Annotated in this window: 17 protein-coding genes; 5 read left to right on the forward strand and 12 right to left on the reverse strand. The window is 64.1% G+C overall.

From position 1 onward, the window contains the following. Positions 1-4: 4 nt before the first annotated feature. Genes mutL through R3E49_RS03720 form a run of 4 tightly spaced genes read right to left on the reverse strand, consistent with a single transcriptional unit; the run spans position 5 to position 5,162 of the window. On the reverse strand, positions 5-1,807 hold the full coding sequence (mutL, locus tag R3E49_RS03705) for a DNA mismatch repair endonuclease MutL (RefSeq protein ID WP_371293818.1): 1,803 nt from the start codon (positions 1,805-1,807) through the stop codon (positions 5-7). A gap of 20 nt (positions 1,808-1,827) precedes the next feature. Beyond that, complete coding sequence (locus R3E49_RS03710) at positions 1,828-3,153, reverse strand: N-acetylmuramoyl-L-alanine amidase (protein ID WP_371293819.1); 1,326 nt, start codon at positions 3,151-3,153, stop codon at positions 1,828-1,830. 24 nt (positions 3,154-3,177) lie between these two features. Next, positions 3,178-3,654 (reverse strand): tRNA (adenosine(37)-N6)-threonylcarbamoyltransferase complex ATPase subunit type 1 TsaE, encoded by a 477-nt coding sequence (gene tsaE, locus R3E49_RS03715; protein WP_371293820.1) that lies wholly within the window; start codon positions 3,652-3,654, stop codon positions 3,178-3,180. Continuing rightward, complete coding sequence (locus R3E49_RS03720; protein ID WP_371293821.1) at positions 3,651-5,162, reverse strand: NAD(P)H-hydrate dehydratase; 1,512 nt, start codon at positions 5,160-5,162, stop codon at positions 3,651-3,653. Before R3E49_RS03720 ends, tsaE begins: the two co-directional genes overlap by 4 nt. A 106-nt stretch (positions 5,163-5,268) precedes the next feature. Between R3E49_RS03720 and queG the strand changes: the two genes are divergently transcribed. After that, positions 5,269-6,417: a tRNA epoxyqueuosine(34) reductase QueG gene (gene queG / locus R3E49_RS03725; RefSeq protein WP_371293822.1), complete on the forward strand. Its 1,149-nt coding sequence runs from the start codon at positions 5,269-5,271 to the stop codon at positions 6,415-6,417. On the opposite strand, the gene orn is transcribed toward queG, so the two are convergent. Then, the gene (orn, locus tag R3E49_RS03730) at positions 6,326-6,871 is read right to left on the reverse strand and encodes an oligoribonuclease (RefSeq protein ID WP_371293823.1); all 546 of its coding nucleotides are present in this window, start codon (positions 6,869-6,871) and stop codon (positions 6,326-6,328) included. The two genes, queG and orn, sit on opposite strands and share 92 nt — an antisense overlap. 86 nt (positions 6,872-6,957) lie before the next feature. Here orn and rsgA point away from each other — a divergent pair, with 86 nt between their 5' ends. Continuing rightward, positions 6,958-7,974, forward strand: a complete 1,017-nt coding sequence (gene rsgA, locus R3E49_RS03735; RefSeq protein ID WP_371293824.1) for a small ribosomal subunit biogenesis GTPase RsgA — start codon at positions 6,958-6,960, stop codon at positions 7,972-7,974. On the opposite strand, the gene asd is transcribed toward rsgA, so the two are convergent. Both asd and R3E49_RS03745 read right to left on the reverse strand, forming a co-directional pair. Beyond that, positions 7,962-8,834, reverse strand: a complete 873-nt coding sequence (gene asd, locus R3E49_RS03740) for an archaetidylserine decarboxylase (RefSeq protein WP_371293825.1) — start codon at positions 8,832-8,834, stop codon at positions 7,962-7,964. The genes rsgA and asd overlap by 13 nt on opposite strands. Positions 8,835-8,919: 85 nt before the next feature. Further along, positions 8,920-10,356 (reverse strand): PhoH family protein, encoded by a 1,437-nt coding sequence (locus R3E49_RS03745; protein WP_290746483.1) that lies wholly within the window; start codon positions 10,354-10,356, stop codon positions 8,920-8,922. Positions 10,357-10,621: 265 nt separating this feature from the next. Here R3E49_RS03745 and R3E49_RS03750 point away from each other — a divergent pair, with 265 nt between their 5' ends. Beyond that, positions 10,622-12,613 (forward strand): VacB/RNase II family 3'-5' exoribonuclease, encoded by a 1,992-nt coding sequence (locus R3E49_RS03750; protein ID WP_371293826.1) that lies wholly within the window; start codon positions 10,622-10,624, stop codon positions 12,611-12,613. Between the two features lie 76 nt (positions 12,614-12,689). On the opposite strand, the gene asnS is transcribed toward R3E49_RS03750, so the two are convergent. The 3 genes from asnS to R3E49_RS03765 all read right to left on the reverse strand — a co-directional run bounded on the left by asnS (position 12,690) and on the right by R3E49_RS03765 (position 15,676). Then, positions 12,690-14,087, reverse strand: coding sequence for an asparagine--tRNA ligase (asnS, locus tag R3E49_RS03755; RefSeq protein ID WP_371293827.1), 1,398 nt, complete (start codon positions 14,085-14,087; stop codon positions 12,690-12,692). Between the two features lie 78 nt (positions 14,088-14,165). After that, the gene (locus R3E49_RS03760; RefSeq protein ID WP_371293828.1) at positions 14,166-14,723 is read right to left on the reverse strand and encodes a hypothetical protein; all 558 of its coding nucleotides are present in this window, start codon (positions 14,721-14,723) and stop codon (positions 14,166-14,168) included. Next, a complete protein-coding gene (locus R3E49_RS03765; RefSeq protein ID WP_371293829.1) occupies positions 14,723-15,676 on the reverse strand; it encodes an SDR family NAD(P)-dependent oxidoreductase in 954 nt (317 codons plus the stop codon). Before R3E49_RS03765 ends, R3E49_RS03760 begins: the two co-directional genes overlap by 1 nt. 98 nt (positions 15,677-15,774) lie before the next feature. On the opposite strand from R3E49_RS03765, the gene R3E49_RS03770 reads away from it, so the two are divergent. Then, the gene (locus R3E49_RS03770) at positions 15,775-16,176 is read left to right on the forward strand and encodes a PPOX class F420-dependent oxidoreductase (RefSeq protein WP_371293830.1); all 402 of its coding nucleotides are present in this window, start codon (positions 15,775-15,777) and stop codon (positions 16,174-16,176) included. Here R3E49_RS03770 and R3E49_RS03775 read toward each other — a convergent pair. Together R3E49_RS03775 and R3E49_RS03780 are read right to left on the reverse strand one after the other, a co-directional pair. Continuing rightward, positions 16,137-17,399 carry a tetratricopeptide repeat protein gene (locus R3E49_RS03775; protein ID WP_371293831.1) on the reverse strand — a complete coding sequence of 421 codons (1,263 nt, stop codon included), beginning with the start codon at positions 17,397-17,399 and terminating at the stop codon, positions 16,137-16,139. The two genes, R3E49_RS03770 and R3E49_RS03775, sit on opposite strands and share 40 nt — an antisense overlap. Before the next feature lie 110 nt (positions 17,400-17,509). Next, positions 17,510-18,136, reverse strand: coding sequence for a phosphoadenosine phosphosulfate reductase family protein (locus tag R3E49_RS03780; RefSeq protein ID WP_371293832.1), 627 nt, complete (start codon positions 18,134-18,136; stop codon positions 17,510-17,512). Between the two features lie 195 nt (positions 18,137-18,331). On the opposite strand from R3E49_RS03780, the gene R3E49_RS03785 reads away from it, so the two are divergent. Beyond that, positions 18,332-19,459, forward strand: a complete 1,128-nt coding sequence (locus R3E49_RS03785; RefSeq protein WP_290746507.1) for a nitronate monooxygenase — start codon at positions 18,332-18,334, stop codon at positions 19,457-19,459. The last annotated feature ends 14 nt before the right edge of the window (positions 19,460-19,473 follow it).

Here is a 19,473-nt window from a genome sequence, read left to right on the forward strand (position 1 = left end):
GCGCCTAGCGGCCCCGCAGGAACAGTTTGTCGAGTTCCTCCAGCGACATGCGCGTCCAGGTGGGGCGCCCGTGGTTACACTGGCCCGAGCGTTCCGTTTCTTCCATGTCCCGCAACAGGGCATTCATTTCCGGCACGCTGAGGCGCCGGTTCGCGCGCACCGAACCATGGCAGGCCATGGTCGACAGAATGTCATCCATATGGGCTTCTATGCGGTCCGAGCTGCCGTATTCGGCCAGATCCGAGAGCACGTCGCGCACCAGCGCCGCCACATCCGAGCCGCGCAGCGTCACCGGGATCTGGCGCACCAGCAGCGACTCTTCACCGGCAACCTCCACCAGCAGCCCCAGGCGGGCGAACACCTCGGCATGGTCCTGGGCCAGGGCCACCTCGCGCTCGCTGACCGCGATCGCCTCGGGGACCAGCAGCGGCTGACCGGGAATGGCATCCAGCGCCCTGGCGGCCTTCAGCCGCTCATAGGTAATGCGCTCGTGGGCCGCGTGCATGTCGACCAGCACCAGGCCCTCGGCGTTTTCCGCCAGGATATAGATGCCCTTCAACTGCGCCAGGGCATAGCCCAGCGGCGGCACCTCCTCCGGGGTTTCCACCTCGGGCAGCGCACGGGGATGCAGGCCGGCATAGCTGCGCAGCTGCTCCCCGGACTGCCCGGGCAGGGGCGCGGATGTCGGCCGGTAGGCCGCAGGCGGCCCCCAGCCCAGGCCGGGTTGGCGGGCAATTTCACCCGTCGCCGTATCCACCGCCAGGCCCTCGGGCGTCGCCACCGGCGGTGGCGCCGCGGCGGGCCTGACATCCGCCAGCGCGCGGTGCAGACCGCTGAAAATACACTGGTGTACGGCACGACTGTCCCGGAAGCGCACCTCGTGCTTGCCGGGATGGACATTGACATCCACCTGGGCCGGATCGAGTTCGAGAAAAAGCACAAAGGCGGGATGGCGGCCGTGATAGAGCACGTCGCGGTAAGCCTGCTTCACCGCGTGCGCCACCAGTTTGTCGCGAATCACCCGGCCATTGACGAAGAAATACTGCAGGTCCGCCTGACTGCGGGAAAACGTCGGCAGTCCCAGCCAGCCCCAAAGTCGCATGTCGCCGCGCTCGACTTCGATAAACAGTGCCTGCTCCATGAAGGCCGGGCCGCACACTGCGGCGACACGTCGCTGCCGCTCCGCGTCCGAGGCGGCACCTGCCAGGCTGTGAATCACCTTGCCGTTGTGGCGCAAGGTGAAGCCGACATCGAAGCGCGACAGGGCAAGGCGCTTGACCACCTCTTCCAGATGATTGAACTCGGTTTTTTCCGTACGCAGGAACTTGCGCCGCGCCGGCGTGTTGAAGAACAGGTCGCGCACCTCTACCGTGGTGCCTCGCGGGTGGGGTGCGGGACGCAGCTGCACGTCCATGTCACGCCCCTCACAGAGTGCGCTGCAGCCCTCGCTGGTCCCGTCGCGGTGATTGCTGGTGAGCGTCAGCCGCGACACCGAGCCGATGGAGGCCAGTGCTTCGCCGCGAAAACCGAGGCTGCCGACGCGCTCCAGGTCGTCCAGGGAGGCGATCTTGCTGGTGGCGTGGCGGGACAGCGCCAACGGCAGGTCTTCCGGATCAATCCCGAAGCCGTTATCCCGGATGCGGATCAGCTTGCAACCCGCAGCCTCGATATCGATGTCGACTCGCGTGGCACCGGCATCAAGGCTGTTTTCAAGCACTTCCTTGACGACGGAGGCGGGCCGTTCAACCACTTCGCCGGCGGCGATCTGGTTGGCTAGCCTCGGGCTGAGGCGCTGGATTCTGGACATGAATGGGGCTTCAGTCGGGCTCAGGTCGCAGGTATTTTCAGCGTTTGACCTACCATGATGTGCGAGGAATCACGCAGGCCGTTGTGTTCCCGCAGGCGGCGAACCGGCACATTGAAACGCTGGGCGATGCCCGAGAGTGTATCACCTCGGGCGATGGTGTACTCCTGATCACCCTGCTGCTTGCGCTGGGCAATCAGCGTGCCCGGTGGTGGCTGGGCCAGAAACCAGTCACGAATACCGGCGTGGATGGCCTGTGCCACCTTTTGCTGATAGGCACGGGTGCTGAGCTTTTGTGCTTCACCGGGGTTGGAGATAAAACCGGTCTCGACCAGGATGGAGGGAATGTCAGGTGACTTCAGTACCGCAAAGCCGGCCTGCTCGACATTGCGCTTGTGCAGCCGGGCCACCGTATCCATACGCGACAGCACCTTGGCGCCGACTTTGAGGCTGTGGTCCAGTGTATTGGTCATGGAGAGATCGGTGAGCACGCTGGCCAGCACGTCATCCTTGTCACCCAGACGCACACCGCCGATCAGGTCTGCCGCGTTTTCACGCTGCGCAAGGTAACTGGCGGCGGTGCTGGTGGCGCCGCGGGTCGACAGCGCGTACACCGACGCGCCGTTGGCTTCACGGCGCGTAAACGCGTCTGCGTGGATGGAGACAAACAGGTCAGCCTGCCGCTGACGGGCGAGGTCGCGACGCCCCTTGAGGCTGACGTAGTAATCGCCTGAGCGGATCATGGTCGGGCGAAACCCCTCATCGCGCTTGAGCAATGACTCCAGTTCCCGGGAAATGGCAAGCACGATGTCCTTCTCGCGCTGCCGGTTGGGGCCGATGGCGCCAGGGTCTTCGCCGCCATGCCCCGCATCAATTGCAATAATGATGTCGCGACTGCCGCGATCCGTAGCCGCAGAGGTTTTCACCGGCTCGGCTGCAACAGCTTTCTCGCTAACGGGGTTCCGGTCGTAGAGATCCAGCACCAGCCGGTCGCCCGCCTGCGCGTTGGCCTTGAGCGCAAAACTGCGTGGGTCCACGGCGGCACGCACATCGAACACCACGCGCAGGTCGCGACCTTCACGGACGCCCGAGCGCACCAGTGAAATCGGCGTGTTGGCCAGTTCCAGACCACTCAGGCTGGCTTTCAGCGCAGCGTTGCTGACATCAAGGACAATGCGATCGGGGTTGCTGAGGGTCAACAGGCGGTGATCTGCCGGGCCGCTCAGGTCAAACACCACACGTGTGTGATCCGGCGCACGCCACAAACGGACATCGTGCACCTCCACCGCCAGCGCCGTCGATACACTCAGGCACCACAGCACCAGACTCGCCCAGAAACCCCTGTTCATCTCACTCCAGACGCGTATCCATCGCTATGCTCGGGCAGCGGATTGCCAGCGCGCCAGGATGCGGTGACCCACATCGCTTCCAGCCTGCACCTGCAGGCTACGCCCGCTACCCGCTGCGGTTATGGTAATCGCTAAATCTGCCCGGGGCAAAACTCCCGCGCCACGTTCGGGCCACTCCACCAGACACAGGCTGTGAGGGGTGAAGTAGTCCCGTATACCCATGAATTCGAGCTCCGCCGGGTCGGCGAGCCGGTAAAGATCGAAATGAAAAACCTCCAGCTCACCGAACTGATAGGGCTCTACCAGCGTGTAGGTGGGGCTTTTCACCGCACCCCGATGACCAAAACTCTGCACCAGACCGCGGCTCAGGGTCGTCTTGCCCATACCCAGGCCGCCGTAGAGATACACAATCACACCGGGCTCGCTGGCCGCGCCGAGTAAAGCACCCAGCCGTACCATGGCGGCTTCATCGAGCGCCGCAAACGTTGCCTCTGCGGTCATCCCAGTAGTTTCCTCAGTGGCAGCATCAGATCGCTGGCCAGCAGGCCGCGCTGCCCTGCAGAGGCCGCCATGTCCGCTGCTGCACCGTGTGCACAGGCCGCCAGCGCGGTGGCCGTCAAGGGACTGAGGCCCTGCGCCAGCAGCGCACCAATCACACCGCTGAGTACATCGCCCATGCCTCCCGACGCCATGCCGGGATTACCGTAATCCGCCAGCAACTGCTGCTGCCCGTCGACAATCAGGCTGCCGTTGCCCTTCAACAGCACAACCCCGCCGAGCCGCGTCTGCAACGCGCCCGACGCCGCAAACCGGTCACCCTGCACCGCCGCCGTGGAACTGCCCAGCAGACGCGCGGCCTCTCCTGGATGCGGGGTGTAGACCCGATTATCGCGCAACAGCGCGGCTTCCCGCGGCAATTCCGCCAGCAGGTTCAGGGCGTCGGCATCAATGACCACTGGCTGCGGTGCCGCCAGCGCCACCTGCAGCAGTTGGCCGGACCAGCTGCTGCGACCGAGGCCCGGCCCCAGCACAATAACATCCGCGCCGGCCAACAGCGGCTGCAGTTCCTGCCCTGAGCGCACCGCGCTGACCATCGCTTCCGGTGTGCGCGCGACGATTGCGGGCAGATGCTCTGGCCGCGTCGCCACCCGCACCAGACCTGCGCCGCAGCGCAGTGCAGCTTCTGCGGCCAGTGCCACCGCGCCGGGAAAGCCGTAATCGCCGCCGACCACCAGCACCGTGCCGTAATCGCCCTTGTGGCTGGCCGCAGGGCGCTGCGGCCATGCGCTGAGCAGGCGTTGCAGATCGAGGCGGCGCCAGGCAGGCACTAGCGACTGCACTGCCTCTGCGGGCACTGCGAGATCAGCGTACTCGAGCTGGCCCCTGCAATCGGGACCGTGCAGGGTGAACAGACCGCGCTTGCGGGCAATGAAGGTGACCGTGAGGTCGGCGCGCACCGCCGTGCCGAGCACGCGCCCGGTGTCGGCGCAGAGCCCGGAGGGTATATCCAGCGCCACCACCGGCTGGCCTGCACTGTTCAAGGCGTCGATCGCGGCGGCAAAGGGCTCGCGAACATCGCCTCCCAGACCGGTGCCAAGCAGGGCGTCGACCAGTACACCCTCGGCCTCCAGCGCATTGCCGGTAAACGGCGCCACGGGCACGCCATTGGCCAGCGCCTGCGCGCGGGCACGCAACGCGTCGCCGCGGATTTTCGCCGGGTCTCCCACCTGCAGCACCCGCACCGGTATATTGCGACGACGGGCCTGATCGGCAAGCAGATAGCCATCGCCGCCATTGTTCCCGGTGCCGCAGAGCACCTGCAGCAAGGCAGGCTGCGGCCAACGCAGCGAGAGTTGATGCAGGGCGGCAGCGGCGGCCCGGGACATGAGCACCGCGCCTTGAATGCCAGCGCGCTCGATGGCCCACTGATCCAGCGCGCGCGTCTCGCTGGCACTGTACAAACCTTCGTGCTCCGAGCCGCTGAAACCCTGCCTGACTGACGTCGCCAAAACCAACCTCGCGCTGCTACACTGACGAGCCCAGGATACGCCCGCAAACCCGCGGATTATAGGCAGCTTTCCCTGCCCGGCCCAGCCCTATGCACAGCAAAGCCCGATGGCACCGACACTGACTCCCCACCAGGAGAGCGCGCTGCGCCAGCGCATCGACACCTGGACCCGGGAGCTGGGGTTCAGTCAGTGGGCGGTGAGCGACATCGACCTCACTGCCCACGAGCCCTACCTGCAGAAGTGGCTGGATGCTGGCTATCACGGCAGCATGGAGTACATGGCGCGACACGGGCTGCGCCGCGCGCGGCCCGCGGAGCTGGTACCCGGCACCTGCCGAGTCATTACCGTGCGCATGGACTATCTCGCTGCAGACACCCGGCCGCTGCAGGTGCTTGCATCCACGGAAAAGGCCTATATCTCACGCTACGCGCTGGGGCGGGACTACCACAAACTGGTGCGCAAGCGGCTCGCGCGGCTCGCGGAGCTCATAGAGGGCGCCGCGGCAGGGGGGCACTACCGCGCTTTCGTGGACAGTGCACCCGTGTTGGAGCGCGCGCTCGCAGAGCGCGCCGGCATGGGCTGGCTGGCGAAAAATACACTGTTGATCAACGAACGTGCAGGCTCCTGGTTCTTCCTCGGCGAAATCTACACCGACCTGCCCCTGAGCCCGGATCCGCCGCAGGCGAGCAAGCACTGCGGCAGCTGTACGGCCTGCCTCGACATCTGCCCGACCCGGGCATTTATCGCCCCATACACGCTGGATGCGCGCCGCTGTATCTCCTACCTGACCATCGAGCACCGCGGCAGCATCGACCCGGAGCTTCGCCCCCTCATGGGCAACCGGGTATTCGGCTGCGATGACTGCCAGCTGGTCTGCCCCTGGAACAAGTTCGCGCGGCACAGCGAAGAGGCAGACTTCCAGCCGCGCCACGCGCTGCAGGACAGTGAACTGGTGGCACTGTTTCTCTGGGACGAGGCGACCTTCCTGGCACGGACGGAGGGCTCCGCGCTGCGCCGCATCGGACACGAACAGTGGCTGCGCAACCTGGCCGTGGGCCTGGGCAACGGCCCGGCGACGCCGCGCGCCATGGCGGCACTGGAATCCCGCCTTGCACACCCTTCAGCGCTGGTACGTGAACATGTGCAGTGGGCGCTTGACATGCTCAGGGCGCGCGCAGGAAATGCTCCCGGTAGTAGCGCAGCTCGGCAACCGATTCACGAATATCGTCCAGCGCCTGGTGACTCCCCGCCTTGACCACCCCTGCTTCCAGCTCGGGCCGCCACAGGCGCATGAGTATTTTCAGGGTACTGACATCCAGATTGCGGTAGTGGAAAAAGGCTTCCAGCTGCGGCATGTACCGGGCCAGGAAGCGGCGATCCTGGCAGATGGTATTGCCGCACATGGGGGAGCTGCCGGGGGCGACCCACTCAGCGAGGAAGGCTAGGGTCGCAGCCTCCGCCGCGGCGGCATCAATGCGACTGTTGCGGACACGCTCCACGAGGCCGGAACGCGTGTGGTGGGTCGTGTTCCACTCGTCCATTTGCGCCAGCACGGAATCGGGCTGATGCACGGCGATCACAGGCCCCTCGGCAAGGGTGTGCAATGCACTGTCGGTGACAATCGTCGCCATCTCGATGATCACATCACGCTCCGGGTCCAGGCCGGTCATTTCCAGATCCACCCAGATCAGGTTCCCCTGCTGCTGCATACCCTCACACCCTGTTGTATTCCGCGCGGCCGGGCAGTGTAACAAATTGCCTGTACAGCGCCACGTCGGGCACCAATAATGCTGCCATGAGCAAACGCAAACTGAGTCGTCAGCAAAGCTTCCGCATCCGCAGGATCCAGGAGGAGCGCACGGCGCGTGCACAGCGACGGGAAGCGAGGGCGGACGAAGCGCTCGGGGCAGGCGAGCTGGGGCCGGAGCAGAGCGGACTGGTGATCGCTCACTACGGCACCCAGGTGGACATCGAGGATGACACCGGGCACAGCCAGCGCTGCCACCTGCGCGCCAATCTGGATGGCCTGGTCACCGGAGATCGGGTGACCTGGTGCCCCGGTGACAGCACCGGCGTTGTGGTGGCGCGCGAACCGCGTCACAGTGAACTGCGCCGACCCGATCCCTACGGCAAGCTGAAAGCCATCGCTGCCAATATCGACCAGATACTGGTGGTGATCGCGCCGCTGCCGGAGCCTCATGCGAACCTGATCGACCGCTATCTGGTAGCTGCCGAAGTTGTCGGCATTGAACCGGTGCTGGTGCTCAACAAATGTGACCTGCTGGCGGAAGACGCTGATCTGCGGGCGCGCCTGGCCGAACTGCTCGCCATCTACCCCACGCTGGGGTACCGGGTGCTGGAAGTCAGCAGCCAGAGCGGCAGCCTGGCCCAGCTTCGGGAAGCCCTGCAGGAGCGTGTCAGCGTGTTTGTTGGGCAATCAGGGGTTGGCAAGTCGTCTCTGGTCAACGCACTGCTGCCCGGGGTGGCGCTGCGGGTCGGCGAACTGTCGGCGCTGCGCCAGAAAGGCACCCACACCACGACCACCGCACAGTTGTTTCACCTGCCGGGCGGAGGCAGCCTGATCGACTCACCGGGCATTCGCGAATTCGGCCTGTGGCACATGCAACGTGAGCAGGTTGAATACGGTTTCCGGGAATTTCGCCCCCTGCTCGGGCACTGCCGCTTTCGCGATTGCTGCCACAAACATGAGCCCGGCTGCGCGATTCTGGAAGCGGCGGCCAGCGGCGCGATCAGCCCTGTCCGACTGAACAGCTACCGGCACATTGTGGAGAGCCTCGATCAGCCTGCTTGACCGGCTTCGCCCTGCGACAGGCTGCCCAGCGCCTGGCCAAGCCGGGTGACACCGCCCGCCTGCAGCGCAGGGTCCCACTCCACGGCGCCCTCCGGGAACAGGAGGATGACTGTTGAGCCCAGTTTGAAGCGCCCCATCTCCTCGCCTTGTGCAAGCCGCACCGGCGCCGGCAGGCTGCGGTAGTCGCGATCGCGCACAGCGCGCGGTGGCGGCGCCACCTGGCCCTCCCACACGGTATCGATACCGGCCACGATCATGGCGCCCACCAGCACCAGTGCCATCGGCCCGGCGGGCGTATCGAAATAGCAGATCAGTCGTTCATTGCGGGCGAACAGTCGGTCAACGCCCTCAGCCGTCGTGCCGTTGACCGAAAACAGCTTCCCCGGCACGTAGCGGGTCGCCACCAGCTCACCCTCAATGGGCATGTGTACGCGGTGATAATCGCGGGGGGACAGATAGATAGTGGCAAAGTGCCCGTTGCGAAACTGTGCCGCGCGCGCCTCGTCCCCGCCCAGCAGCGCCCAGGTGGAATACCGTCGGCCCTTGGCCTGCAGCAGGCTGTGTTCCTCTATGCGCCCGATCTGGCTCACAGCGCCATCGGCCGGGCACACCAGGCCGGCACCCGCCAGAGGCCGCACCCCAGTACGCAGCGGGCGGGTAAAAAAAGCGTTGAAATTGGCGTAGGCCTCCGGATAGCGCTCCTCAGCCTCGTTCATGTCCACGCCAAACGCGCGAACAAACGCGGCGATCATCCCGTTTTTCAACCAGCGCGGGTAACGCAGTTCGGCCAGCCAGCCTACCAGGCGGGAGAGCGCGTGCTGTGGAACCAGGTACTGCAGCAGAATGAAAACAGCGTTCATAGGCTATGAATTCCGGGATTGGGTACGGGGCGCCGCTTGCGCGCAGCGCCCTGTACCTTAGCAGAAAAGCGCCAGCGGAGCAGCGCTACAGCTGCTCCTCGGCGAACGCTGCCAGCCGGGAACGCACAATGCCGTTTACGTGCATGATGCCCGCATGGGGGTATGCCTTGGTTTTCTCCACCAGGTAGGTCAGTCCGGAGGTTAACGGCGATATGTATTTGTTGTCGATCTGCGCCAGGTTCCCCAGCACCACGATCTTGGAGTCTGCTCCCACCCGGCTGATTACCGACTTCAACTGAAACTGGCTGAGACCCTGGGCTTCGTCGATGATGATGTAGGCGTTGTTGAAGGAGCGGCCACGCATGAAATTCAGCGATTTGAACTGGATGTTGGCGCGCTCTTTCACATAGGCGATGCTGCCGTGGCAGGATTCGTCCGTACCGTGCAGGATCTCCAGATTGTCATCGAAGGCCGCCAGCCAGGGCGCCATCTTTTCCTCTTCGGTACCCGGCAGGAAACCGATATCCTCGGCGATGGGTGGCGTTGAGCGCGCTACGATCAGCTTGCTGAACCGCTTTTGCTCGAGGATCGCGTGCAAACCATAGGCCAGTGCCAGCAGCGTCTTGCCCGAGCCGGCCGGGCCAGTCATCACCGTCATGTCGACATTGTCGTTCTCCAGTAACGACATCGCCATCGCCTGCTCGAGATTCCGCGGCGCCAATCCCCAGAAGCGCCGGTGCATCAACTTGTCGCGGCTGTCGCAGTGCAGATACACGTACTCACTGTCGATACGCTTGACGAACGCGATGAACGCCTGGTCGTCGTAGAGGAACATATTCGGGTAGACATCGGGCAGGGACCGGCGCGGAATACGGTGCAGCGTGCAATCGCCTTCGCGCAGGGTATCCACCTCGGAGATATCCGACCAGAAATCACCCTGGATGTGTTCATAGCCGCGCGCCAGCAGGTCGATATCATCCAGCACCCGGTCGCGGCGATAGTCCTCCACATGTACAAGGCCGGACCCCTTGGCCTTGATGCGCATGTTGATGTCCTTGGTGACCAGGCAAACGAAAGCCGCCGGGTTTTCCGCCTGCAGCCGCAAGGCCACATTGATAATGCGGTTATCGTTGGCCTGATCCTGGGTCACATCCAGGTAAGGCACATCACTGGCATCGCTGAGCAGTTGGTCGGGGTAGATGGCCAATGTACCCGGCACACCGTCCATGTTGCTGCCGGGGATCGGCACCCCTGCCTGGATGGCCTGCGGTGACGCGGTATCGACGACCTTGTCGATCATCTGGATCGCGATACGCGCCTCGCGGCTCACCGTTTTCTCATGGCGGTCCTTGATGTGATCAAGCTCCTCCAGCACCGTCATGGGAATGACCACGTGGTGCTCATTGAAGGCGGTTACCGCCGTGGGATCGTGCAGCAGGACGTTGGTGTCCAACACGTAGGTTTTCTTGACGACGGCCTTGAGTGGGGTTTTTTCGACGCGCAGGGGTGAGCCTGAGTCCATAGTGACATCCTCATGGGTGGGCGTTCAGAACTGGGGGGCAAGTGGTGTGCGGGGCGTACTGCCGGCTTCCGGAGCCGGGGTGGGGATGAGCGAAAACAACCGGGTTGTCTCAAATGCGCTTCCTGGTAACAGCGAAACCAAAGCGTGCCTTGATTACAAACCCTGCGCCCCACAATGTCAACGCCCGGGGAATCCTGACAGCACCGCCGTTTTCGGCTAGGATAGCCAGCTTGTTCAGCCACCAGCCAAAGACTCGATTGCCGCGATGCTCAACCCGGACTCTCTCGCCCAGCTCAAGGGCCTCAAATCCCAGATGGAGGCCGAGAAAGAGCGCGCCGACGCGGTGATCAAGGGCACCCAGTCCCGCTACGGCTTTGCCGTGCTCGCTGACGGCCGGGAGATCTTTGTGCCACCGGACGAGATGCTGAAAGCGTTCCCGGACGACCGCGTTCGCGTCTGCGTGCGCCCTTCGGGCGACAACAAGCTGATTGCCGATATCGAAAAGCTGATCGACAGTCCGCTGGGCGACTTCAGCGGCCGCTGTGTGCGCAAGGGCAAGGCGCTGTTCGTGCAGCCGGACCTGCCCCAGCTGAAACGCTGGCTGTTCATACCGCCACACGCCCGCAACGGTGTGCGTGAGGGCGACTATCTGCGCTGCGCGATACTCCGCCACCCCATCCGTGACGGCAAGCCACAGGCCAAGGTGTTGCAGGTGCTGGGTAACGACAGCACCCCGGGCATCGAGAACCTCTACAGTATTGCCAAGTACCGGCTTGCCGCCGGCTGGAGTCCACCGGCGCTGCGCGACATGGAAAAGCGGCTCGCTGAAGCTCGGCCACTGGACGATGAGCGGCGCAGGGACCTCACGGACCTGGAATTCGTCTCGATTGATGCCGCCAAGACGCAGGATATCGACGACGCGTTGTACGCCGACATCAGCAGCGACGGCTGGACGCTGTATGTAGCGATCGCCGACCCCAGTGCCTGGGTGCCCGCCGACTCCAGCCTGCGCCAGGACATTGCGGCACGCGGCACCACTGTGTATTTCCACGGCGATGTACTGCCCATGCTGCCCGAGCAGATGGCCCAGGACACCTGCGCGCTGTCCGAGGGGAATGATCGCGCGGCCCTGGTCTGCAAGATTTCCGTCAGTGACAGCGGCCGCGTCGGCGCCTTCGAGTTTATTGAAGCCACTGTACGCTCACGGGCCAAACTGTCCTACTTCGCCGTGGATCGCTACCTCAACGGTCACGGCGACGACCTCATGAGCCACGCCACACCGCTGGAGGCGCTCTATCAGGTGTACCGCGCGCTGCGTGCCCAGCGCGAGGCCGAAGAGCTGGTAATGGAAGATCGCCGCGAGTATCGCTGGATCCTCAACGACCAGAAGCAGATTGAGACGATTGAGCCCCACGAGAAGCTGCTGTCGCAGAAGCTGGTTGAAGAGTGCATGATCGCCGCCAACCGCTGTGCCGCGCGCTTTCTTGCCGAACATGATGGCAGTGGCCCGTTTGTCACCCACCCGGGCTTTCGCAGCGACCGCCTCGAGGAATGCCGTAAATTCCTTGCCCTGCACGCACCGGAGGTCGCCGATATCGACCCGACCTCGCGCGAGGGATACCGCGACATCATGCGGCGCCTCGCCGCCAGCGAGAACCAGCTACCACTGCGGGCCATGATCAACCGCCTGTTGACCCGTGCGGAGCTATCAACCCGCGCCGGGCTGCACATGGGCATGGCCCTGGAGTGTTACACCAACTGCACCTCGCCTCTGCGCAAGTACGTTGATTACCTCGTGCACCTGCAGATCAAGGCTGTGTTGCGCGGTGAGCCGGCACAGCTGGTCAGTGCTGCGGAATTAACCGCGCTGAAGGAGCGCCTGGGTAACGTGCGCGCCGCGACGCAGGAGGCCGAACGGTGGCTGGCCAGCAGATACCTGGCACGGATCGCCGGTGAAAGGACCGACGGCTTCAGTGGACGCATTGTGCACATCAACAGCTCCGGCATGAGCGTGCGCCTGCTTGACTGCGGGTTGGAGGGGTTTGTCGACCTGCGCAAGGATCCCGAGAAGTTCAGCTACGACAAGTGGACAGCGAGCCTGACCAGCACCACTCGGCGCTTTCACCTCGAGCAGACGATTGACGTGGATTACCTGGGCTGCGACAGCGAGAATGGCTACCAGACACTGTTTGCAGTGCGGCCGGGCAGTGGCCTGAAGCCGCCGAAGGAGCCAGCGACCAGTTCCCCTGCCAACTAGTCGCGTCCCTGGCCAGGCACCTCTGGCCGGGCGCCCCTGGCCGGGCGCCCCTGGCCGGGCGCCCCTGGCCGGGCGCCTAAAAACTTGCGTTGCCCGGGGTGCGCGGGAAGGGGATCGCATCGCGCACGTTATCCATCCCCGTCACATAGTTGAGCAGGCGCTCAAAGCCCAGGCCAAAACCCGCATGCGGCACACTGCCGTAACGGCGCAGGTCGCGATACCACCACAGCTCTTCCCGCACCTGGGCATCCATGCGCGCGTCGAGCACGTCGAGCCGCTCTTCGCGCTGGCTGCCACCGATGATCTCACCGATGCCGGGGGCCAGCACGTCCATGGCCGCTACCGTCTCGCCGTCATCGTTCAGGCGCATATAGAAGGCTTTGATGGCCTTCGGGTAATTCATCACTACCACTGGCCGCCCGACGTGGGTCTCTGCCAGGTAGCGCTCATGTTCTGACGCGAGATCCGTCCCCCAGGTCACCGGAAACTCGAAGGTCTTGCCGCAGTTCTGCAGGATCTTTACGGCCTCGGTGTAATCGATACGCTCGAAGGGACTGTCTATCACCGTACGCAGCCGCTCCATGACCGTGTTGTCGATACGCTGCTGGAAGAAGGCCATATCGTCTTCGCAGTCGTTCAGCACGCGGCTGAATACATGCTTGAGCAGCGATTCCGCCAGATCCGCGTTGTCCTGCAGATCGGCAAAGGCCACTTCCGGCTCCACCATCCAGAACTCCGCCAGATGTCGGCTGGTATTGGAGTTTTCCGCGCGGAAGGTGGGGCCGAAGGTGTAGACCTTGCTCATCGCGAGACAGTACGACTCCACTTCCAGCTGCCCGGAAACCGTCAGAAACGCATCGCCGGCGAAGAAGTCCTCACGATGATCCACCGAGCCGTCCGGGTTGCGCGGCAAATTGGCGAAATCCAGCGTACTCACCCGAAACAGCTCACCTGCACCTTCACAGTCACTGCCGGTGATGATGGGCGTATTGATCCAGTAGAAACCCTGGTTGTGGAAGTAACTGTGTATCGCGTTTGCCAGCGTGTGACGTACACGGGTAATCGCACCGAAGGTGTTGGTGCGAGGACGCAGATGCGCCTGGGTGCGCAAATACTCGAATGTATGGCGTTTCTTGGCAATCGGGTAGGTTTCGGCGTCATCCACCCAGCCGAGCACCTGCACCGCGCTGGCCTGGATCTCCACCGCCTGCCCCTGCCCCTGCGAGGGCACCAGCTCGCCACGGACCGCGACTGCACAACCGGTGGAGAGTTTGATGATCTCACGCTCGTAATTGTCCAGACTCGCGGGCACTACGGCCTGCACCGGGTGGAAGCTGGTGCCATCGTGAATGGACAGGAACGAAATACCGGCCTTGGAATCGCGTTTGCTGCGCAGCCAGCCCTTGACGGTCACCTCACTGCCGACAGGCAGCTCACCATTGAGGACAGCAACAACCGGACTGTGGTCAGACATGAAGGGGCTCCGTGTGAGCTAGGGTGGAAAGCCGCGCAGCATACCCAATGCCCGGCGCGGCCGCCACAGCAGCACCGTTCAGCGCGCGATGCGGTTGATGGTGCTGCCGTTCAGGTCGGCACCCTCAATGATGCCCTTGTCGGAAAAACTCAGAGCCAGCACGGGGTGCTCCGCCCGCGCCAGACGCACGTTACCGCCGGCAGTCTGCACCAGGTCGACCTCGCCGTGCAGGCCCACCTGCCAGCCCACCGTATTGCGGAATGACACCAGTGCATCGGTGGTCATGAACAGAATGACCTTGGCCGCACGCGTGGCGCCCGGTGGCAACTCGGCAGGGCCGGCTGAGGAGGCGTAATAGGCGACGGGATCGCCATCGACCAGTAACGCACCCTCGCCATACTGCCCGCCCACGCCGAAGCCCATGTTGACGATGTCAGGAAAAACCAGCACACCCCTGGCCTTGCTCAGCAGCGAGTTGACCCCCGGCGAGTAGCGCCGCAGTTCATCCAGCGCCCTGTCGGATTTGGCCTCGATATCCTCGCGGCTATCCGCGCTGGCGGCCCCCGCGACGAGGCCGAAGCACAGCGTCACCATGACCGCCGCAAAGAGCCTCTCCCATCGCTTCAACTGCATCATCACGCAAACTCCTGCTCCACCCACTGTTGTGACAACTGCCAGAGACGCTCGGCAGCCTCCCGGTCTGTCGCCCAGGGTTGCACCCCGGCCATGCTGTCCTCACCACCCGCCTGCGCGATCTGGCAGTCTTCCAGATAGAGGCCGCCTTTTCCTTCCAGTTCCGGCGCGGTGGCCGCCCAGACCGACGTCGCCGCGCCCTGCGGCACCGACTTGAAGGCCATTTTGCCACCGGGGAAGGAGGCGGCGATCTGTGCCATGTCATCCGGATTCAGGTGCCGGCCAAGCTCCGTGCTGATCGCTCCGGGGTGTACGGCGAACGCGCGCACGTGGCTGTCTGCAAGCCGCGCGTCCAGCGCTACGGAAAACAGCACGTTGGCGGTCTTCGACTGCCCATAGGACTGCCATTTGTCGTAGGGGCGGCGCTCATAATTCGGGTCATCGAAATCCATCGCCGAAAAACGATGGCCCGCGGAACTCAAGTTGACCACCCGCGCCGCATGCTGCGCCGTCCCGGCGGCTTTGAGCGCCGGCAACAGCAGGCCCGTAAGCAGGAAATGACCAACATGGTTAGTGCCCAGCTGCATCTCGAATCCCTGGGCGGTGTGGCCGAAGGGGCAGGCCATGACCCCGGCGTTATTGACCAGAATATCGATCTTCGGGAAGCTTTTCAGCAAGCCCTCCGCGGCCACCCGGACCTGGTCCAGATCCGCAAGGTCGAGCAGTGCCGACTCCAGTCGCCCCGGCAGATTCTCCGCGCGCAGGGTTGCCAGTGCCGCATCGAGCCTCGTCCGGTCGCGAGCCAGCAGGCATACCGTGGCCCCTGCGCCGGCCAGTGCGCGTGCCGTCTCCACGCCCAGCCCGGCGGAGGCACCTGTGACCAGGGCCACCTTTCCAGTCAGGTCCTGCCCGGCTATCACGTCCTCTGTTGTGGATTCAAATCCGAATGTGCGCATCTACTGTTTCCCCTGGCTGTTCTGTTATGGTGGCTTATTGTGCCGGGCTATGCTGCGCCCGGTAAGCCCAAACCGTCAATATGTGCGCGGAAAACCCCATGAAAAAACCTCATGACAACCCCTTTGAGCACTGCGCCTACCTGAGCCTTGCCACGCGCAAGCGCAGTGGCGACTTCGTGCCGACCCCAGTGTGGTTTGCCCCAGACCGTGACGTGTACTACCTGTTTTCCGCGGGCGATGCCGGCAAGGTCAAGCGCCTGCGCAATTTCAGCGCCGCGCGCATCGCGCCCTGCACAGTAACCGGGCGCCTCACCGGCGACTGGCACGACGCGAGCGCCTTTCTCGTTGACTCGCCAGCGGAAATCGACCGCGCACTGGCCGCCCTGCGGCGCAAATATGGCTGGCAGATGCGCGGCCTGGACGCGCTGTCGCGCCTCGGCGGCAAGTTGCACAAGCGGGCCTATATCCGCGTTGAGCCTGTCGCTTCCACTGCAACCTGAGGCGGCCCGGCCTGACGCGGCCCGACTGAACGCAGCCCGGCCTGACGCGGCCCGACTGAGCGCAGCCCGGCCTGGCGAACCCGCTCCAGTTGCGCAGCATACTCGCTGCGCTCACTGAGCAGGCTGGCGCCATCAATGGCCTGCTGCAACAGGCGCTCCGCTGCAGCGTACTGCTGCAGCTTGAAATGGATGATGCCGGTTGCCGCGAGCAGCGCACTGTCCTGCGGCTGCAGCCGCAGGGCCTCGCGGTAGTGCGCCAGCGCTTCCCCCCAGTCACCGCGCTCTCCCGCCAGGTCCCCCCGCCAGGCGTGAAAATACGGGTTGCGCTCCCGGTGGCGCTGGATACGACTCAACAACTCATCGCGTTCGGCGATGCGCCCGGCCTGGTCGTACAGCAGAGCCAGGTTGTTCATCGCCGAGCGCTCGCTGCTGTCCCGCTGAAGCGCCTGCAGCAGCGACCACTCCACCGCATCCAGTTGTCCGGTCTGGCGGTAGATTGCCCCCAGGTTGACCCAGAGCAGCGGCAGGTCGGCACTCAACTGCAGGGCTTTGACCGCATGCCCAAAGGCCGCAACAAGATCGCCCTGCGCCAGTGCCGCCATGGCCAGGTTATTGTCGTGCAGCGCCGCCGCCTCGTGGTCCGCCAGCAGGCGCGACCCCGCCACATCACGCGGCTGCAGTGGATCAATATCCACCATGAACTGCTCGCCCCGGGGCATACGCACCATGACATTGACGTGCACACGCATGGTCAGCCTTTCACCGACACGCGTCCATTGCGGCCGAACATCCAGCCACTGGTAGTGGGCTTCCAGCCCGGTGTCACGGGCCAGGGCGACGAACAGGTGGGCGAAGGACAGGCAATTGGCGTCGCCCTGGGTAAATGCCCACGCTGCGCTGCCATCGGCGGCCGGGTCATAGCGGATCGATAGCCCACCGGCTCCGCGCACCGCTTCATGCAGGCTGAGTAGCCGATGCCGGGGACTGCTGCCATCGGGGGCATAGCGGGCGACAAAGTCACGCATTGCGGGTGTCGTAGCCAGCAGGTCGCGAGCATCCAGCCTCGCCGCGGCATCGACAGCGCGCAGGGGCCCGGCTTGCGCCACCTGCAGGGCGGGCAGTGTATTCAGGTCGAGCGGCGGCGCGCCCTGCGAGGCGCAGCCGAGTGCGCCTGCTGTGAGGCACGCGATAATGCCGGCCCGCAACACCCGCCCTGCGTACATGCTCTCCTCCGCTGCCCACGACACACGGTGACCCTCACCTCAAGTATAGCGGAGCCCACGCGCGCGCCCCGCCCGGGCAGCGTACGCTGGGCATAGCGGGAAAAGGCGTATCAGGCGGCGGTGTGCAGGCCGCACTCGCGGCCATCGTGCACCTTCGTGGGATCGAAGTAGTGGCGGCACGTAGGCAGCTGGTGGCGCTGCATGTAGTCCTCGACCTCGGCTTCCGACCAGTAGAAGATGGGTGCCACCTTGAGAATACCGCGATCGTCCATGGATACGATGTCCAGGGTTTTGCGGTGTTCCGTTTCTTCGCGGCGGATACCGGTGAGCCAGATTTCCGGGCGCAGGTCGTCCAGCGCCCGGGCAAAGGGCTCCAGCTTGACCTGACGGGTGAATTCGCGATGCCGCTCTTCTTCATCCACAGTGGGAATGCCCCCCATGATGGCATTGCGCCGCTCAGAGGTCATCAGCGGACTGTAGACGTGGATGTTGAGATCGAGTTCGCGGATCAGGCGTTCGGCGACCACATAGGTATCGCGCAGGTTGTAGCCCGTGTCGATCCAGACCGTGGGCACGGACCGGTCGACCCGGCTTACCAGGTGCAGCATGAGAGCGGCATTACGCCCCATGCTGGTGGTGGCGATGGTCGGGCGCCCCTGTGCCAGCGCCCACTCCACCACTGCGGGCGCACTGGCGCCTCTCAGCCTGTCGTTAACGCTTTTCAGATCTATGTTCACAGCCACCTGGCGAGCCACGGGTATTGAAGAACGCGAACTCTAAAGAATCAAAACAGGGCTGACAAATAACCAGTTTTTATAAGGTTATAGTCAGGTCTGGTCCGGCGCATCCGCTGGAGAGACCCGACAAGACCATTGCCTCCGCAGGCGGCGCGGATAATACTCTCCCTCCAGTAGACCGATGGAGGACACCCAATGACCAACTCACTGTGCGAACGCCTGGGTATCGATTACCCCATTTTTGCTTTTACTCACTGCCGCGATGTCGTGGTCGCTGTAAGCAAGGCCGGCGGCATCGGCGTGCTTGGCGTTGTCGGGTTCACGCCGGAGCAGATGAAAGAAGAGCTGGACTGGATTGATGCCAACATCGGCGACCGCCCCTACGGCGTGGACATCGTGATCCCCCAGAAGTATGAAGGGATGGACGCCCTGTCCGCCGAAGACATGGAAAAACAACTCTGGGCGATGGTGCCGAAGGAGCACATTGAGTTTGCCGAGCAGCTGCTGGCCAATGCGGGCGTACCCGAGTGGCCCGACGGCAGCAAGACCATGGGGCTCATGGGCTGGACCGATGCCACCGCCACACCCCTGCTGGAGGAAGCCCTGACCCGCCCGAAATGCCGCCTGATCGCCAATGCGCTGGGCACGCCTCCCGCCGATAAAATCAAGCAGGTGAAAGACTCCGGACGGCTGATTGGCGCACTTTGCGGCAAGGTGAAGCAGGCCGTGCAACACAAGGAAGCGGGGCTGGACTTCGTGGTTGCCCAGGGCGGCGAAGGTGGCGGCCACACGGGTGAAGTGGGCTCTATCGTGCTCTGGCCGCAAATCGTCGACGCCATCGGCGACCTGCCCATGCTGGCAGCCGGCGGAATCGGCAACGGGCGCCAGATCGCCGCGGCCATGGCCATGGGCGCGGCGGGCGTCTGGACCGGCTCCCTGTGGCTGACCGTCGAAGAGGCGCACACACAACCGGCACAGAAACAGACCCTGCTCAACGCCAGCAGTGAGGACACCGTGCGCTCACGCTCCTGGACCGGCAAACCCTGCCGCATGCTGAAAAACGAGTGGACTGCAGCCTGGGATCGCCCTGACACCCCAGACCCGCTGGGCATGCCCTTACAGGGGCTGGTCACCTCCGATGGCATCCGCCGCACCGCGGTCTATGCGGATGCGGGAGACTGCCAGAAGATCGCATTCAACCCCTGCGGGCAGGTGATCGGTCAGCTCAATACCGTAGAGTCCTGCCGACAGGTGATCTTCCGCCTGCTGGACGAGTACGTGGACGCGGTGGAAAAAGCAGGCAGCTTGTTACCCAAGGTCTAGCCCGCACCAAAGCC

It is taken from the genome of Haliea sp., from assembly GCF_041395985.1.
In the GTDB taxonomy this organism is placed as follows: Bacteria; Pseudomonadota; Gammaproteobacteria; order Pseudomonadales; family Halieaceae; genus Haliea.

Bases quoted from the DNA above. Each gene is read 5' to 3' on its own strand.
- asnS (WP_371293827.1), bottom strand. From the start codon at position 14,087: ATGTCTGACCACAGTCCGGTTGTTGCTGTCCTCAATGGTGAGCTGCCT.
- queG (WP_371293822.1), top strand. From the start codon at position 5,269: ATGGCACCGACACTGACTCCCCACCAGGAGAGCGCGCTGCGCCAGCGC.
- R3E49_RS03785 (WP_290746507.1), top strand. From the start codon at position 18,332: ATGACCAACTCACTGTGCGAACGCCTGGGTATCGATTACCCCATTTTT.
- R3E49_RS03750 (WP_371293826.1), top strand. From the start codon at position 10,622: ATGCTCAACCCGGACTCTCTCGCCCAGCTCAAGGGCCTCAAATCCCAG.
- mutL (WP_371293818.1), bottom strand. From the start codon at position 1,807: ATGTCCAGAATCCAGCGCCTCAGCCCGAGGCTAGCCAACCAGATCGCC.
- R3E49_RS03775 (WP_371293831.1), bottom strand. From the start codon at position 17,399: ATGTACGCAGGGCGGGTGTTGCGGGCCGGCATTATCGCGTGCCTCACA.
- R3E49_RS03760 (WP_371293828.1), bottom strand. From the start codon at position 14,723: ATGATGCAGTTGAAGCGATGGGAGAGGCTCTTTGCGGCGGTCATGGTG.
- rsgA (WP_371293824.1), top strand. From the start codon at position 6,958: ATGAGCAAACGCAAACTGAGTCGTCAGCAAAGCTTCCGCATCCGCAGG.
- tsaE (WP_371293820.1), bottom strand. From the start codon at position 3,654: ATGACCGCAGAGGCAACGTTTGCGGCGCTCGATGAAGCCGCCATGGTA.
- R3E49_RS03770 (WP_371293830.1), top strand. From the start codon at position 15,775: ATGAAAAAACCTCATGACAACCCCTTTGAGCACTGCGCCTACCTGAGC.
- orn (WP_371293823.1), bottom strand. From the start codon at position 6,871: ATGCAGCAGCAGGGGAACCTGATCTGGGTGGATCTGGAAATGACCGGC.
- R3E49_RS03745 (WP_290746483.1), bottom strand. From the start codon at position 10,356: ATGGACTCAGGCTCACCCCTGCGCGTCGAAAAAACCCCACTCAAGGCC.
- asd (WP_371293825.1), bottom strand. From the start codon at position 8,834: ATGAACGCTGTTTTCATTCTGCTGCAGTACCTGGTTCCACAGCACGCG.
- R3E49_RS03765 (WP_371293829.1), bottom strand. From the start codon at position 15,676: ATGCGCACATTCGGATTTGAATCCACAACAGAGGACGTGATAGCCGGG.
- R3E49_RS03710 (WP_371293819.1), bottom strand. From the start codon at position 3,153: ATGAACAGGGGTTTCTGGGCGAGTCTGGTGCTGTGGTGCCTGAGTGTA.